At 33.4% G+C, this 17,615-nt stretch carries 10 protein-coding genes; 8 read left to right on the plus strand and 2 right to left on the minus strand.

Annotated features, from left to right (window positions below; genetic code table 11):
- The first annotated feature begins 36 nt into the window (after positions 1–36).
- The 4 genes from B5X62_RS03685 (at position 37) to B5X62_RS03700 (ending at position 4,906) form a co-directional block, all read left to right on the plus strand.
- Positions 37–411, plus strand: a complete 375-nt coding sequence (locus B5X62_RS03685) for a Spy/CpxP family protein refolding chaperone (RefSeq protein WP_079666046.1) — start codon at positions 37–39, stop codon at positions 409–411.
- A gap of 101 nt (positions 412–512) precedes the next feature.
- Entirely contained in the window at positions 513–1,025 is a 513-nt protein-coding gene (locus B5X62_RS03690; protein WP_079666047.1) for a ferritin, read from the plus strand.
- A gap of 27 nt (positions 1,026–1,052) precedes the next feature.
- On the plus strand, positions 1,053–2,942 hold the full coding sequence (locus B5X62_RS03695; RefSeq protein WP_079666048.1) for a DUF3857 domain-containing protein: 1,890 nt from the start codon (positions 1,053–1,055) through the stop codon (positions 2,940–2,942).
- Between the two features lie 11 nt (positions 2,943–2,953).
- Positions 2,954–4,906 (plus strand): DUF3857 domain-containing protein, encoded by a 1,953-nt coding sequence (locus B5X62_RS03700; protein WP_079666049.1) that lies wholly within the window; start codon positions 2,954–2,956, stop codon positions 4,904–4,906.
- A 47-nt stretch (positions 4,907–4,953) separates the two neighbouring features.
- Here B5X62_RS03700 and B5X62_RS03705 read toward each other — a convergent pair whose 3' ends face one another.
- Positions 4,954–8,112 (minus strand): UvrD-helicase domain-containing protein, encoded by a 3,159-nt coding sequence (locus B5X62_RS03705; protein ID WP_079666050.1) that lies wholly within the window; start codon positions 8,110–8,112, stop codon positions 4,954–4,956.
- Positions 8,113–8,162: 50 nt separating this feature from the next.
- The gene (locus tag B5X62_RS03710) at positions 8,163–8,768 is read right to left on the minus strand and encodes a ribonuclease HII (RefSeq protein ID WP_079666051.1); all 606 of its coding nucleotides are present in this window, start codon (positions 8,766–8,768) and stop codon (positions 8,163–8,165) included.
- 120 nt (positions 8,769–8,888) lie between these two features.
- On the opposite strand from B5X62_RS03710, the gene B5X62_RS03715 reads away from it, so the two are divergent.
- The 4 genes from B5X62_RS03715 to B5X62_RS03730 all read left to right on the plus strand — a co-directional run bounded on the left by B5X62_RS03715 (position 8,889) and on the right by B5X62_RS03730 (position 17,567).
- Positions 8,889–11,882, plus strand: coding sequence for a SusC/RagA family TonB-linked outer membrane protein (locus tag B5X62_RS03715; protein ID WP_079666052.1), 2,994 nt, complete (start codon positions 8,889–8,891; stop codon positions 11,880–11,882).
- Positions 11,883–11,922: 40 nt separating this feature from the next.
- Complete coding sequence (locus B5X62_RS03720; RefSeq protein ID WP_159447622.1) at positions 11,923–13,500, plus strand: SusD/RagB family nutrient-binding outer membrane lipoprotein; 1,578 nt, start codon at positions 11,923–11,925, stop codon at positions 13,498–13,500.
- 82 nt (positions 13,501–13,582) lie between these two features.
- Positions 13,583–15,346 (plus strand): arginine--tRNA ligase, encoded by a 1,764-nt coding sequence (argS, locus tag B5X62_RS03725; RefSeq protein WP_079666054.1) that lies wholly within the window; start codon positions 13,583–13,585, stop codon positions 15,344–15,346.
- 466 nt (positions 15,347–15,812) lie between these two features.
- On the plus strand, positions 15,813–17,567 hold the full coding sequence (locus tag B5X62_RS03730; RefSeq protein ID WP_079666055.1) for a transcriptional regulator: 1,755 nt from the start codon (positions 15,813–15,815) through the stop codon (positions 17,565–17,567).
- Positions 17,568–17,615 lie beyond the last annotated feature (48 nt).

Below are 17,615 nucleotides of genomic sequence, written 5' to 3' on the forward strand. Positions count from 1 at the left end.
TAAACAAAATAGTAATTAACGTAAAATTTTAATAAAATGAAAAAATTGATTTTAAGTGCAGCATTCGTAGTAGTAGGTTCTTTTGCTTTTGCACAACAAACAACACCAACTGCAAAAAAAGAAAACTTTGAAGCAAAACAACAAGAACGTCTTGCTAAAATGAAAACGGATCTTAATTTGACAGATGCTCAAGTTGTAAAAATTAAGGAACTGCACGAGAAAAAAAGAGCAGCGAAAATGGACCAAATGAAAGAGCAACGTCAAGAGATGAAATTGAAAATGGAAAAGAATAACGAAGACATGAAGCAGATTCTTACACCAGACCAATATACTAAATGGCAAGAAATGAAAAAGCAAAAGATGGCCGAGCATAAAGGGATGAGAAAAGAAAAAATGGAGATGAAGAAATAATTGTAATGCAAATTTAGAAGTAGGAGTAAGGGAAACTTTACTCCTATTTTTTTGTTAAATAATGTTAAGAATTTAGTATATTTGACTTTAAAGAAAAAAATATGGTTACGGAAAAAATTATTAATCTAATCAACGAGCAAATCACGAAAGAGCAATATGCTGCACAACTTTATTTGTCGATGTCGGCATGGTGTTATGCACAAGATTTGGAAGGTATCGGTAATTACTTTAGAGTACAATCGAAGGAAGAGTTGATGCACTCTGACAAGATGTTTGATTATATCAACAATATCGGTGGAAAAGTTGTTTTGGGAGCTGTTGATGCACCTCCACATGATTTTAATAGTGCGGAAGAAATCTTTGAAAAAGCGCTAGAGCACGAAAAATTAGTTACAAAAAGTATTTTCAATATTGTAAAAGCGGCTACGGAAGAAAGCGATTTTGCAACGACAACATTTTTGCAATGGTTCGTTAATGAGCAAGTTGAAGAAGAAGCTAGCGCATCGCTTTTAGTAACGAAAATAAAACGTGTTAAAGACAATCCGTCAGCAATGTATCTTTTTGATCAAGAGTTGGCGCAACGCGTTTTCACTCCAGATAACGGAGCGGCTTAGTTTTTACATTACACACCACATCACAAAATGTTAAAAAAAATTATTATAACAACAGCTACAATTAGCTGTTGTTACTTTTTTGGCCAACAATATGAAGCGGCTAGTATTCCTCAAGAACTTAAGAAAAACGCAAATACAGTTGTCCGAAAAGATAGTAAGTTATATACCATTTCTTCTTTTGATAATCTAAATATCAAATTCAATAAGGCTAGTACAATACTTAATAAATCTGGTGAAAAAAACTCTTATGTTGTTATTCACTATGATAAGTTTGATAAGGTCGGTAGTGTCAAAGTAAAGGTTTTTGACGAATTTGGTAAGCAAATTCAATCTTTTTCTAAAAGTGATTTTCAGGATGTTAATACGACTGGATCGTCAGGCTTGTATACGGACAATCGTATGCTTTATTTGGAAATTTCCACTCCCAATTATCCTTATACGATAGAAGAAACTTACGAAGTTAATACATCTAACACAGCTTTTATACCTGAATTTGTTCCTTTTCGATCAAGCAATATTGCACTAGAAAAAGCAGAATTAAAATTATTGAATAAATCTGGTGTTAAACTTAGAAAAAAGTTAAAAGAAACTGCTTTTGCAAGGCTTAGTCAACAAGGTTCTGATGATGATTTTACGTTAAGTTTTGAAAATGTTCCTGCTTTAAAGGACGAAAAATATTCTCCAAATATTAATACGCTTTTGCCTCGTGTTGAGTTTTCTCTTGAAAAATTTAGTCTTGCTGGCAAAAAAGGAGATTTAACAACTTGGAAAGATTTCGGAATTTGGTATAATACTTTGTTAGAGCCAGTTTCAGTAATAACACCTGAAATCCAAAAAGAGGTTAATGATCTTAATTTGCAAGGTACGGTTTCGGAGAAGGTGAAGACGCTTTATCAATATATGCAAAATAAAACGCGATATGTAAATGTTGCGATTGGGATTGGTGGGTGGCAACCTATGCCAGCAGACGAGGTTCGTAGGAAAGGTTATGGCGACTGCAAAGGACTCACTAACTATATGAGAGTGTTGTTAAAAGCTGCTGGGGTACCTGCATATTATGCTATTATTTACTCTGATTTTACACCGAAAAAATTCGATCAAGACTTTCCTAAAATGGCTGGTAATCACATTGTGTTGATGGTGCCTACAGAAAAAGGAAATGTTTGGTTAGAGAATACTTCGCAAAAAATAGCATTTAATCATATCGGAATTAATAATACCAACCGAAATGTATTGTTAGTGAAAGAAGATGGTATTGAGTTGATGGACACGCCGATTTATAAAACTGAAGATTCCAACGAAAAATTGAAATTGTCTGCTAAAATTTTAGAAGATAATTCAATAACAGGTGATGCGGATTTTAATTACAGCGGAGGTTTGTACGATTATATGTTTTCGCTTTCAAACTCGTCAACGGATGATCAAAAAGATGCTTTGAAGTCGATTTTTTCTAATCTTAAGTTTCAGGACTTAGCTATTCAGAAAATTGATAACAATAGAGATGATGCAAAACTTCAACTTAATTTTGATTTTAAAGCTAACAATTATTCAAAAAAAATGGGTGATGATATTTTCTTTGGAATTGTTCCTTTTGGTCAAAATAGCTTTTATTTAGAAAGTTCGGAGGACAGAATTAGCCCTGTTGAAATCCCGTTCGCTTACCATGATCAATACGAAATAGAATATACTTTGCCCCAAAATTATAAAATTGGCGATCTACCAACTCCTGTTAAGTTAACATCGGAGTTTGGAGAATATCAACTTTCAGTTTCTCAAAAAGAAGGTAAAATAGTTGTAGAGCGACAAATGAAACTCAACAAAATGTTACTACAACCAACACAAATCAAAAGTTATCAGGATTTTAGAAGAAAAATAAGCTCCAACGATAACACGAAAATATTACTTACTAAAATTTAAAAACATATCACATGAAGAAAACTATACTAATTGCTGGTATTTTCTTAAATACTTTGGTTTTCGCACAACATAAATTTCTTAATATTCCTAAGCTTGATCAGACTGATGTATCTTCAACCATTAGTGCAACCAATGCTAAAGATCCCGCAGAGATTTTGTTCAGCTCACATCATTTTTTAATTGAAGGGAATGGATTTATGACCATTGAGGTTATCAAAAGAGTCAAAATTTATGATAAATCTAATGCTGAAGAATTTTTAAATGTTGAAATTCCTTTGAAGATAAAGGGTGGCGATCGAGAATCGGTTAGCGGTCTCAAGGCGACAACTTATAATTTTGAGAATGGGAAAATTGCAACCACAGTGGTTGATAAAGAATCACGAATTAGATCTAATGATTCTAAAAATGTTGATATCCTGAAATTCGCTTTTGCAAACGTGAAAAACGGTTCGGTTCTCGAGTATAAATATAAGCTGAGTACACCATTTTATTATTCGATTCCACGTGTTATGGTTGAGTCATCGGCCCCTGTTAGATATTTTGAATATGTGTTCGATATGCCAATTTATTTAGGTTATAATATCAATTATCAAGGTTCTTTAGCCCCGACACATAGAGAAGTTGGCGAAAAAAGTTTGTATGGTGGCGATTACAAGACGGTTAGGTTTGCTTATGAAAATCTAAAGGCGTATAAAGATGAAAAATATGTTTATAATATAGATAATTATCGTACGTCTATTCGTGCAGAATTGGCGAGCACTAATTTTCCAATTACGGGTAATATGGGTAGTGTTTCTGGCGGTTTTAAATCTTATGCTGTAACGTGGGACGATCTTCGAAAAACAATCTTGAACGAAGATGATTTCGGAATTGAGTATGCTAAAATGGGAGCTGTAAAAGATCTTTTGCCAGCTACCATAACATCTATCACCAATGAAAATGAACGTGCAGATGCGATTTTAAAATTTGTTCAAAAAAATTATACTTGGAATAAAAAAACAACGGGTTGGGCAGAAGATGGTATCAGGACTTTAATTTCAAAGAAAATCGGAAATTCTGCTGAAATTAACTTGTTGCTTACAATGTTGATGAAATCAGCTGGACTAAAAGCAAATCCTGCGATCATGTCCACAAAAGAGCGTGGTATTCTCAACTTCTCGTCACCATCATTATCGCAAGTTAACTACGTGCTGGCGACTGTTGATATTGCTGGCCAACTTAAATTTTACGATGCGACCAGTAAGTATTCCGAAGCTAATGTATTGCCGCCTCGCGCTTATAATTATTTCGCGTATTTAATTAGAGAAAAAGAAGGCGTGCAGGTTAATGTGCTCCCTGATGGGAAAAGCTCAACTACGCAAATTATTAAAGCTAAGCTAAATCCTGATGGAAGTTTTGGTGGTGATTTTTCAGACACTGATGCTAAATTGTATTCTTTAGTATCGACAGAGTCTTATGAGAAAGATGCTGATCAATATTTTAAAGATTACAAAGAAAATTTTAAGTTTCCGATCGAAAATATGAAAGGTGAACATCAGGAAAACGGAAGTTTTATAACTAAGTTCAACTTTACGGCGGATAACTTTGTTGATGGTATTGGAGGAAAATACGTCTTTAATCCACTTCTATTTTTGTATCGTAAAAATCACGATTTTGATCAAGAAGAAAATAGAAAATCACCAATCGAAATGTTGTCTGGATATGATCGTATCAAAAAAGTTACAATTGAACTGCCAGAAGGTTATGCGTTCGAAAATTTACCAAAATCCAAAAAATTTAGAACCGAAGATAGCTCAATTGTGTACAATTATATAGTGACGCAATCTGGAAATTCTTTGACGGTTGAGTCGACAACCTCGGTGGAAGATCCAATATATCCTGCAGAATATTATCCTGCTTTTAAGCAAGTATTTGACCACATTGCAAATATGGAATCGCAAGTGGTAAGTGTCGTTAAAAAGTAGATTATTAATACAGAAAAAGCTTAGAATTTCTAAGCTTTTTTTTATTTTTAAATGTAAATAAGATGTGTTTCCGAAACCTTTTTTCCGAGTTTTTCTAGAGCATTTTTGTAGACTTCAATTTGTTGCTCGTGCTTGTCTTTTTTATCACCAGTTTTAAAATCGATAATGATAAAACCCTGTTCTGTTTCGATAAGTCGGTCAGGACGGAGAACCTTTGTTTCGCCATTTTCAGAAATCATAATGTCGCGTTCGCTAATGATTTTTAAATCTGGAACAAAGAAGTGACGATAAGCTTCCGAGTTAATAATTTCAAAAATACGTTGCTCGATATTAATGCGCTCTTCTGACGTAAAAACGCCTTCTAGCTCATACTTTTCTAAAACCTTTTCTAAATCAAGATTTGATTTTATTTTGGAGAGAATTTCATGGACAAAAATTCCGATTCTTACTTTTGCAACGCGTTCTTGATAGTTTTTACTAGGTGTTGCAATTTGGATATTGTTATTTTCTGAATTTTCTCCTTTTAATGCGGTTATAGATAGTTTTTCAACGATATTTTTCGTTTTGTTTTTTTGCTTTTTTAAATCTGATTCTTCGATGTTATACAAGTCGAAAGAATCGCTTTCTTCGTTGTCAGTTGAAGGTCTTTTTGCATTAATATAATCGATGATCTCTAAATGATTTGCAGACTTATTTGGTTTTTCAAGATAAAGATATAATTGCTCAACAGCGCGCGTTGTCGCAACATATTGAAGACAAAATCTGTCGATTTTATTTTTGTATTCGTTGTCAATATTAAAGTTTGACATCTCTTGATCATATTCCAAAAGTTTTTTATTAAAACCTGTAATATTCACTTTTTTGAGTTCGTCATTATTGTTTAAATCAAACCAACTTGAAAATTTGGAATCTTTATTTTCGTTACGCATTGGCAAAAACACAATCGGAAATTCTAAACCTTTTGATTTGTGAATCGTCATCATTTTGATAGCGTCGATGTTTTCGCTTGCTTGGATGCTTTGGTTGATGCCTTCTTCATTCCAATATTTAAGGAAATCTTTGATGGTTGCGCCTGCATTTTGCGTATAATTAAACAACATTTCTAAAAAGTTCAATAAGAAATCGACTTCTTTATTTTCCACTGAAAAATTTTGTAGAAAGTATTCGATATAGTTGTAAAGGTTTAGATTTAAAATATGTTCTGAACTTAAATCCAGATTATAATTTGATTTTAGTTTAGTATTTATTTCAACGAAATTTTTAGTTTCGAGTATGTTTAATACTTCTGTGGTAAAGTCTTTTATTTCAATTCTTCCTAAATGATTAAGGTGATAAAGCATCTTAATGAAAAATTGATAGTTGTCAGGATTTACTTTCCAATTTAAAAATTCGATAAGCGCTTTGATGGTGTAAGATAAACCAATGGTTAAGCCACTTTCAGAGATGCTTTTAATGTATTGCTCTTGTCCTTTATAGTTGATAAGTTGTTGACCAAGAAGATTCGAAAAATTGAAAATATCTGTGTTTCCACGACAAAGTATACAAATGTCTGAAAGTTCAAACCCATTATCCAAGCATTGTTGGATGTCATTACGCATTTTAAGAACTGCTTCTTCATAAAAGATTTCCTTAACATCATTTTCAAGCAAATTGACACGAACTCGTCCATTGATATTTGATTTTGCAGTTTGTGTTGCTGCTTCACCAAAAATGTATTCGTGTATCGGTTCTAAACCTCTCGAAATGCTGTAATACAACTGATTATTGAAGTCAACGATGTTTTTTGCACTTCGCCAATTATGTTCTAGATTTATGATTTCCGCTTCTTTTGCAACCTCTTCTTTATGACTAATAATATCAAGCATTAATTGACTTTCGCCACCTCGAAAACGGTAAATACTTTGTTTGGGATCGCCAACCAAACTAAAACTCGTGTTGTCGCTCGCAATGGCATTGTCGCGAAGCGGTTTGAAGTTTTCCCATTGCATTTTCGAAGTGTCTTGGAATTCATCAAAAAAGAAATACTGGAATTGCGTGCCGACTTTTTCGTAAATAAAAGACGAAGGTTCCGATTTTAGATTTTCCCCAATAATCACATTGAATTTCGAAAGAAGAACCAAATCATTTTCTATTTCAATATCCTTTAGTTTTTTTTGAATGTCAGAATTTACTTTTAAAGGTAAAAGCGAATCGAGGATTTTAGTATTTCTTTCAATATTGACGTACTTCGCAATGAGGTCAATACGAAGGTCGGTCAGTTTTGGTAAAATAGATTGTATGTCGGCTTCCTTCTTTTTTCCTTTCGCTGAACTTCCACTTGCAAATTTTTGTAAAGCGCCGCTCTCACTTGCGGGAATTGGAAATTCAGAACGTTCATCTTTGTAAAACTTAATAGCTTCATGGAAAAATTTTGCGATACCATTTACGTTTCCTCCTGCAAAATCTTCGATATTTAGATCTTGTTCTGTAAGTGTCTGTATAATTTCTTTTGCTAAAGAAATGGATTGGTTTTTGTCGGCTTTTATCTCGTTTCTAAGATTTTCTTTTTTACGTTCATAAGCCTCCCATTCGAAGTTTTTGTTTTCCGAAAGCGCTTCGTAATGAGTGTCGCTAATAAATTTTTTAGCAGAATCGTATAGGTTTTTATTAATGTTAATGCGAGTTTCGTTATCTAGACCATAATTAACAAAATCCATGAAAGCCTCAGAAATGTGATTGTTGTCACCAATTTCGTCTAAAAGTTGATCAACCGCTTCGATAAGAAATGGCTCTGCATTTATTTCTAAATTGAAATTTTGCGCAAGCCCCAACTCGTACGTAAAACTTCTTACCAACCTTGCATTAAATTTGTCAATGGTCCCAATATTCAGCGTAGAATAATGGTGTAGTACATAATCTAGGATTTGCTTTGCACGATGATGCAGGTCTTCTATAGTAATATGAATGCCCTCGTCATCGAACTCCGATTTTATATTTTGTAATTCAAGATTCTCCTTATAATTCTCTTTTGTAAATGAAAAAAGCCAATTGATAATTCGCTCTTTCATTTCGTTAGCTGCTTTGTTGGTAAAGGTTAGCGCTAAAATATGACGAATGCTTTCTGCCTGATTAGGATATCGAAGACAGATTTTCAAAAGGTTTTTTACAAGGCTGTAGGTTTTCCCCGAACCAGCCGACGCATTGATGACAAGGTAAGAATTTTGCATTCAAAGGAAATTTAGGCACAATTTAATTTAAACTTCCACATCATCAAAATTTAGTCTTCTATATTATATATAAGTTTAAAAGATTTTCTGTGGTGCATGGTTGGTCCATGTTCCATAAGAGCTCTTTGATGAACTTTAGTACAGTATCCAAAATTTTTGTCCCATCCATATTCCGGAAAATCTTTTGCAAGTTCGATCATGAGATTATCACGATAATTTTTTGCAATAATAGAGGCTGCCGCAATGGATAGAAATTTGGAATCTCCTTTAACAATACAATGATGCGGAATGTAGTTGTAAGGATGAAATTTGTTGCCGTCAACTAAGATCAATTCTGGTCTTATTTTTAATTGATCTAAAGCAAGGTGCATAGCATGTATACTTGCTTGTAAAATGTTGTGTTTATCTATGAATTCTGGAGAAAGTTCGGCGATTGCGTAGTCTAACGCGTTATTTTTGATATATAAATCTAGCTCATTTCGCTGTTTAAACGTTAATTTTTTGGAGTCATTAATAAAATTTTGGTTAAAATTTTGGTCAATTATGACAGCGGCAGCAACCACAGGACCAGAAAGACATCCTCTTCCAACTTCATCACAACCGACTTCTATTAGGCTGTTTGAGAAACTTTTAGAAAGCTTTACTTCAGTAATCATTTAACAAAGTTATCAATAAAAGAATGAAACGTTAAAGAAAAATTAAGAAATATTTAACTTTTTTATTGTTTATGTTGAGAAAGTTTTGCACATTTGTTTTATTGAAAAATTTAATTTGATATGAAAAAATTAACAGCTAGTGTTTTAGCAGTAGTGTTGAGTTCTTCGGTTGCAATGGTTTCGGCGCAAACCAAGCCAAGAGACACCGCAAAAACTACGGAAATTGGCGAGGTTATTATAACTGGTGCTATGGGTATTACCAAAAAAGTTGATGCGGTTACTTCTGCTCAACAAGTGGTTAGCTCTGAATTATTAACGCAAGCAGCGAATCCAAACGCAGTTCAAGCTTTGGCAGGTAAGGTTGCGGGATTAACAATTAATGTTAATAGTAGTGGGGTAAATGGCTCTACTTCTATTCAACTTAGAGGTTCAAGATCACTTACAGGAAATAACGATGCTTTAGTAGTTATTGATAATGTGATTTCTACATCTACAATTTTGCAAGGTTTACCTCCTGATATCATTGAGTCGGTTAACGTTATTAAAGGTGCTCAAGGAGCAGCATTGTACGGTTCTGATGGAGTAAATGGTGTTATTATAGTAACTACAAAACGTGGTGCAAAAAATAACAGACTTTCAGTAGTGTATGATGGTTCAATTGATTTTGAAAGTGTTGCGTTTTTGCCGAAAAGACAAACAAAGTACGGTCAAGGTTGGGATAAAGCGAGAGATCAATATGAGAATGGTGCTTGGGGACCTATTTTTGATGGTAGTATGACGGCTTATGGTATGCCCTTGTATGATTATACGGGAGATGGTTATATTACATTAGATGGTATTGGTTGGGGAGATGATTCTACAATTTCAACTGGTGATAACGGCGCAGCTATTATTAGACCTTACGTTTCTAGACCAAATGAATTGAAGAATTTCTTTAAGACAGGTACAACATTTAGTAATGGTGTTACAATTAATGCGGGTGGAGAAGGTAAATATGCTCTACTAACTTTGAATAATACTCAAAGAGGATTTGTTGTTGATGGAGATTCGTCGAACAGGACTTCTGTTCTTTTTAAAGGAGGTGCTAAATTAGGTAAGTTTTCAGTTGATGGTTCTGCTCAATATACAAGAACTAACTTCACACAAACAACAGTAATGTTTGACGAAACGACAAATGATTCATTATACTGGACGTTATTACAGTCAGGATCTGATACACCAATTACTGCTTACAAAGATTATCCAGAAAGTGCTTACGCTTGGAATATCTACTATCAGAACCCTTACTGGAGAATGAAGCATGTTAGACAAGATTATAAGAGAGATGCTTATAACTTAACAGGAGCAATCGGTTATGAACTTAATAAAAATATTAATTTCAAATATACAGCCAATTTACAACAGACTTCATCTTCTTCAACAAGTCATAGAGATGCATTTTCAAAAGCAAACTATAACGGACCAGCTGCAACATATGTTAAAGCTATCACCTCTGCATTGTTTTTAGATAAGAGAGAAAATACGGACTACTATGGCGATTTGATGGCTAATTTTAACTATGATCTTACTGATGATTTAAATTTGAAGTTAAATTTAGGTTATAATTATCAAGAACATAGATACGAAATTATGCAAAATGGAGGTTCAGCATTAGCAGTTCCTGGCGTTTATAACATGACAAATGTTACTCTACCTTTATCAATGGGAAGTGCTTCATTGACAAATGGTTATTATAGAAGAAATTCTCATGCTGTGTTTGCAAACTTAGATTTAGCATACCGTGATTTTTTATTTTTGAATGCTACAGGACGTAACGAGTGGAGCTCAGTATTACCAAAGCATAATAATAGTTATTTCTATCCATCAGTTGGTTTATCTTTTGTTCCAACAAAAGCATTTGATTTTGGAGGGGATGTACTTAATTATATGAAGGTTTCTGGTAACTGGACAAGAGTTGGTAACTCTAGTTCTGTAAGTTGGTATGGCATTAATAGAACAGCAGAATTAGTTGCAGGATTCCCTATGAATAGTGTTAATAGTTACAGAAATGGAATGGTTCAGGTTGATCCAAATATTCGTCCAGAATTTGTTACTACGACGGAAGTTAACTTAGATTTAGGTTTCTTTAAAGATAGAATTAGATTGAATGGATCAATCTATAAACAAGACACTAAAGATTTGATTACAAATCAATCAACATCGTCAGCGTCTGGGATTAACATTAAGACAATTAATATTGCAAAAGCTCGTTCTAAAGGAGCAGAGATTAATTTGGGCTTAACACCATTCAAATCTGCAGATTTCAAATGGGATATCAACGCAGGCTATTCATATAATGAGTCAATTGTATTGGATATTATGGATGGCGTTGATGAAATTGCTTTACAGACAGGGACTACTTGGGGTATTTACGCACAAAAAGGATCAGCTTTCCCAATGTTGAAAGTTTCTAAAATGAAAAGAGACGATCAAGGGAGAATTATTATTAATCCATTGAATGGTAATCCAGTATTAACGTCTTCTATGGAAAATGTAGGAAGTACGGTGCCGAAAAGTATTTATACTTTTAGCACAACTATTTCATATAAAGGATTCAAGTTAGGTGCTGTTGCAGATTACAGATATGGCGCTAAATTTATAGCTGATGTTAAAAGTGGTTTAGCATTTAATGGGTCTTTATGGGATTCAGGAGAAGTAGATAGAGAGAAAGGTGGCTTTGTTATGCCAAACTCAGTAATACCTGATGGAAATGGAGGATATACACCTAATACTACTATTAAGACAGGTGGTAATAACTATTCCGATGTAATTACATGGTTTAGTAGTAACTACGCAACTTACGGAGAAAACCTAGTTGCTGATGGACAAGTTTTCAAATTAAGAGAAGTTTCATTGTCATATACGCTATCAAAAGATATTGTTAAATCTTATGGTATAGATGAAATTACATTTGGAGTTTATGCTAGAAATCCATTTATGAAATTTGCTAAAAATAATTTGAATTATGCAGACCCTGAAACAAGTTATTATGGTGGAAATGCAAGAGGAGTAGCATCACGTACTCAATATCCAAGTACGAAAGTCTACGGGTTTGCTTTAAACGTTAAATTTTAAATTTTAATCTAACATTATGAAAAAATACATATTATTAAGCTTGGTTGGTGCCGCATTGGTATCATGTCGTTTGGACGATAACCTAGATCCGAATAAAGTTTTAACAGACCAAGTTAAACCAAATCTTCGTTTATCAGGTGCATCTACTACAGCCTATGCAGTCCAAGCAGGCAATATGAATGCATTAGGAAATGCGTGGACTAATACCTGGTCAGGTAATTTTGCCCAATTTGGTAACCCTTTTACAACTGAATCAAATCTTGAAATTACTACGACTTATCGTCAAGCGATTTTTATGGATATGTACAGAGCTGTAACAAGATTTCAAAGAATTATTGACTTTGGTAATGATTATGCTAATTATGTAGCAATATCAAAGATACAGAAGGCATACTACATGCAGTATATCGTTGATTTGTATGGAAGTGTTCCATATACAGAAGCATTTCAAGAACTGGAGGTTCCAACTCCGAAATATGATTCTGATGTAAATGTTTATAAAGGTTTAGTATCCGAATTGCTTGATGCAAGAAAGTTAATCGATCAATATGGAACTAATCCTACTCAAACTGTTGAAAGTGCAGCTGATCCTATTTTTAAGGGTAATATGGCTAAATGGAAATCTTTTGCGAATACAGTTTTGTTAAAATTTGCAGTTCGTCTAGCGAATACTAGTAATGCTGATGGTATTGCTTTGAGAAATCAAATTATCAGTGAACTAGCAGGAGCTACTTATATTACCGCTGATGTTGCAATTAACCCAGGTTATAGTAATGCTTCTCCAGATTCGCAGAATCCACTTTACTTTAATTTCGGAAAATACACTAATACAGGAGCTACAAATACAAATGGTTATTACCTAATGACTGCATCAGATCATGCTGTGAAAGTATTGACTGGTGATGCATCTAAAATTACAAGTGGTATTTCTGATGCGAGAGTATCTTTCTTATTTACTAGTGGTAAAATGTATAATAATACTTCTGCTGGTGGTGCTGCTGGTTATTACGGATACCCTCAAGGGATGTCTAATGATGATTATAAAGTACACATGGGGTATACTGTTAATGCATTGAAACCTTCGTTAGCTAATTTTTCATTTTTAGCTGGTCCTTCTTTTTATTCTGCAAATGCTGCAACGGCAACTGGACAGTCGAAAGATGGTTATCTAATGATGCTTTCTGAAAGTGAGTTTTTACAATCAGAAGCAGCGCTTAGAGGTTATAATGGATTCTCAGCAGCTCAAGCTCATTTTGAGGCTGGTGTAAATGCATCATATACATTCGATGGTAAAGCTAGTGACGGTGCTGCTTATATTACTAGTATTGCTGCAAAATCAAAAGTTGGTTGGGCTGGTAGTAATGATGATAAAATTGCTGCAATTCAGTATCAGAGATGGGTTGCTCTAATTAATTATAATGGTGCAGAGTCATACATTAATTATTTAAGAACTGGATATCCAGAAACTCCTTTGGCGACAACAACTGTTAGAACTAATAAACCATGGAGACTTTTATATCCAGCATCTGAGTATTCTAATAACAGTGCAAATGTTCCTGTTGTTAGTCAAGCTGATATTTTTGTGAAGAATAATTTCACGCCGTTTATTTACAAATAATCTGATTATTACATAATAATTATCAAAACCGCCTTCGGGCGGTTTTTTTATTTTCGTAACTTTGCCATTATTTTTTAACATAATGAATATTAAAGATAGCATTCAGCAGAAGGTTTCAGATATTATTAATAACCTTTACCAGATTCAGGATTTGAAGTTGGAAGTTCAACAGAACAAAACAGATTTCGATGGTGATTTTACCGTTGTTGTTTTCCCATTGGTTAAACTTCTTAAGAAAAGTCCGGATGTCATTGGTATGGAATTGGGTAGCGAGCTTACCAACGAAGTTGAATATATAGAAAGCTTTATCACGGTTAAAGGTTTTCTTAATTTAAAAATTAACAATTCGCTGTTTCTTGATAATTTCGAAAGTACTTACCAAGATTTTGGGAAGGTAGATTCTAAAAATCAAACTGTAATGGTGGAATATTCTTCTCCAAATACCAACAAACCTTTGCATCTTGGACATATCAGAAATAATCTTTTAGGTTTTTCTGTGGCGCAGATTCTAGAAGCTGATGGCTATGATGTAATCAAAACTCAAATTATTAACGACAGAGGAGTACATATTTGTAAATCTATGTGGGCTTGGGAGCAATTCGGAAATGGTGTGACACCAGAATCAGAAAATCTGAAAGGTGACAAGTTAGTAGGTAATTTCTATGTAGAATTTGATAAAAATTATAAGTCAGAAATTGCTACTTTGGTCTCAGATGGCATGGATGAAGAAACTGCTAAAAAGCAAGCACCGTCTATGTTGGCTGTTCAAAAAATGCTTTTAGATTGGGAAAACGGAAATCCAGATGTGAGAATGCTTTGGGGAATAATGAACTCTTGGGTTTATTCTGGATTTAATCAAACTTACCAAAGATTGGGTGTTGAATTTGACCAAGTTCAGTACGAAAGTAACACTTACATTTTAGGAAAAGATATTATTCAGGAAGGTCTTAAAAAGGGTGTTTTATTCCAAAAAGAAGACGGTTCTGTTTGGGCAGATTTAACGGACGAAGGTTTGGATCAAAAGTTACTTCTTCGTTCTGACGGAACTTCAGTTTATATGACGCAAGATTTAGGAACTGCGGTTGAGCGTTTCAAAGATAATGATATTCAGAAATTAATATATACTGTTGGTAACGAGCAAGATTATCATTTCCAAGTTTTATTTTTAATTCTTAAAAAATTGGGATACGAGTGGGCTGATCAACTTTATCATTTGTCTTACGGTATGGTTGAACTTCCGAATGGTAAAATGAAATCTCGCGAAGGGACGGTTGTGGACGCTGATGATTTGATGCAAGAGATGTATCAAACGGCAAAAGATAAATCTCAGGAACTAGGAAAATTAGAACATTTAACTGAGGAAGAAAAGGAAATTTCTTACGAAAAGGTTGGGATTGGAGCGCTTAAGTATTTTATGCTTAAGGTTGATCCAAAGAAAAAAATGTTGTTTAATCCAGAGGAAAGTATCGATTTTAATGGTAATACAGGACCGTTTATCCAATATACTTATGCCCGAATTCAATCGTTGTTAAATAAGGCGAATTTCGCTGAATCTGCTATTACAAAAGATTATGCGATTAATGATAGTGAGAAAGAGTTGGTGATGACTTTGTCAAATTTCAAAGAAGTAATTGCGCGAGCAGCCGAACAACTAAGTCCAGCATTGGTGGCGAATTATGTTTACGAATTGGTGAAAGTTTATAATTCGTTCTATCAAAACAATCCAATTTTGAATCAAGAGGATCAAAATACAATTCAATTTAGATTACAGGTTTCCAATTTAACAGCTAAAACTATCAAGAAGGCTTTGGCTTTAATGGGAATTGGTGTTGTTAATAGAATGTAATTTTAACAAAATAACTTTATGAAAGAGCTTTCAAATTTGATGGCTCTTTTTTTACGAATAAAAAAAACGGATTTCAGTTAAGAAATCCGTTTTACTGATTTTCTAATAGTTTAAAATTTCAGTTTAGTTTCGTCCGTTTTGTAATTTCAAATTTCTTAAAAATAAATAGGTTATGTTATATTTTGTAATCGACACTGTATTTACATTTGTAGATTTTTTGTCTACAAAATATATACGATACTTTATAATGTATTATTAATCAATTATTTATATTTTTGCAGGAGTTGTACGAAATTAACACTCAATTATGAATTTCGATTTTTTGTTTTTTGTTAAATTTTGTAATATTTAATTCATTGATTATAAGATGCTTTAAGGTTTTTTTATTTAAAAAAAGGTGTTTTATTCAATATAAAGAAGATAAGTTATAATGCTGAGATTGATATTTTCTAGGTTTTTGCTGTTAATGTTTTTAATTCCAATTTGTTATTTTGGACAAAGTGATTTGGATAAAAGTCAACAAACTGTATATGCGTATCTTTATGCAAAGGAGAACGAAAAGGCTAGAAGTCTTCTCGAAAAAGATTTTCTTCCTAGCCAAGATCTGCGTCGCAAAATAATTGGGCTTGTCTATTTGTCCGATTATTTTTCGGTGACTAAAGATGAGCAAGCGCAGGTTAATTCTTTAAAAAAAGCAAAAGATCTACTTGACGAGGCTAATGATAATCTGTCTAATGCTTATGTTGATTATGGATATGCGAGATATTATTTAAAACTTAATAAAAAAGATCAATTTGTAAAGGCTATTAATAGTAGTATTTCGGTTTTTGAAAAGGCAGATCGAGAGAATTTTATTTTAACCCAACTGTATTTTCTTAAATTTTCATATCAAGTCAAAAATGCAGCTGATGTCCAAGAGTATAAGGATTCGGCTTTCAAGGCTCTGGATTATGCTAAGAAATCTAAGAATAATTTGTTGTTAAATTTTACTTTTAATAATGTTGGTTTTTATTACAAAAATCTAAGTACGGCAACACGCGAAAAGAAATACTTGGATTCTGCGGATGTTAATTATCGTCGAGCTTTCGATGTTATTTCTAAAATCGAACCTAAAGTCGCACAAAAGCGTTCTCTCATTGCTTATTACATCAATTATGGAAGTTTAGTTCCGTTCATTCGTACAAGCAATGCGAGTAAGGAAAGTTTGGATTTAGCTTTCAAAGCTTTAGATTTAACAAGTAACGATGCTAATTACGGAGATCTTACCTCACTTATTTATAATAATATTGGATACAATTATGAGAATGAAGGTAATGTTAGTTTAGCAGAGAATTACTATCAAAAAGCCTACGATCTTGGTCGAGCAAATACAGAGATTATGTTAAGCTCAAAAATCTCTACAATCGACAATTTGTCTCGTGTTTATTCTAATTCTGGTCGTTTTGAAAAGGCCTTGGCCATCGAGCGTGAAGCTAAAGATATGATTCGTCAAGAAAGTAAAGAGCGCTTTGATAATAATACAAAGTCTTTGGAAATTTTTTATGACACAGAGAAAAAGAATGAACAAATCCATCAGCTAGAACAGATTAACAAAGGTCGAACTCGTCAATTATGGATGTTGTTGGCGATTGTTATTATTGCAGTTGCTGGATTTATCGTGCTTTTCAATAATCACCGATACAAACAAAAACTCATTAAACAACGTGCAGATCTATTAGAGTCAGAAAAAATTGAAACCGAGTTAAAACTCCAGCTAGAATCTGAGGAGAAAGCAAGATTGGAAGCTGAGCAAAGACTTTTGGAAATAGAACAGGAGCGTCTGCATAAACAGGCCTTGGCAAAATCGATCCAATTGGATCAGAAAAACTCTATTATTAATGAATTAACAGAAAAGATTAAAACCGATGCAGATGCTGATTTAGATAAGCTTCTTCGCGAAGACAAACTTGTAGATCGAGATTTGACGCGTGTCAAAGATATGCACGAGGAAGTACATCCACAGCTTTTCAAAAAGTTGAATGAAGCTTCCAAAGGAAAGCTAACGACACAAGATTTAAAATATGCATCCTATATTTATTTGAATATGGATAATCAACAGATTGCAAATCTTCTAAAGGTTGAGGTTAAAACTGTTAGAATGACGAAATATAGATTGAAAATAAAACTTGGTCTTGATAAAGAAATGGATTTACAAAGTTTTATTCAGAATTTGGTTTTATAAGAAAATAAAAAAACGCAACTTAATAAGTTGCGTTTTTTATTAATTAAA

Origin of the sequence: Soonwooa buanensis (assembly GCF_900167905.1) — a bacterium.
GTDB lineage: Bacteria > Bacteroidota > Bacteroidia > Flavobacteriales > Weeksellaceae > Soonwooa > Soonwooa buanensis.

Coding starts and splice junctions, on each gene's coding strand:
- B5X62_RS03685 (WP_079666046.1), top strand. CDS start 37: ATGAAAAAATTGATTTTAAGTGCAGCATTCGTAGTAGTAGGTTCTTTT.
- B5X62_RS03690 (WP_079666047.1), top strand. CDS start 513: ATGGTTACGGAAAAAATTATTAATCTAATCAACGAGCAAATCACGAAA.
- B5X62_RS03695 (WP_079666048.1), top strand. CDS start 1,053: ATGTTAAAAAAAATTATTATAACAACAGCTACAATTAGCTGTTGTTAC.
- B5X62_RS03700 (WP_079666049.1), top strand. CDS start 2,954: ATGAAGAAAACTATACTAATTGCTGGTATTTTCTTAAATACTTTGGTT.
- B5X62_RS03705 (WP_079666050.1), bottom strand. CDS start 8,112: ATGCAAAATTCTTACCTTGTCATCAATGCGTCGGCTGGTTCGGGGAAA.
- B5X62_RS03710 (WP_079666051.1), bottom strand. CDS start 8,768: ATGATTACTGAAGTAAAGCTTTCTAAAAGTTTCTCAAACAGCCTAATA.
- B5X62_RS03715 (WP_079666052.1), top strand. CDS start 8,889: ATGAAAAAATTAACAGCTAGTGTTTTAGCAGTAGTGTTGAGTTCTTCG.
- argS (WP_079666054.1), top strand. CDS start 13,583: ATGAATATTAAAGATAGCATTCAGCAGAAGGTTTCAGATATTATTAAT.
- B5X62_RS03730 (WP_079666055.1), top strand. CDS start 15,813: ATGTTTTTAATTCCAATTTGTTATTTTGGACAAAGTGATTTGGATAAA.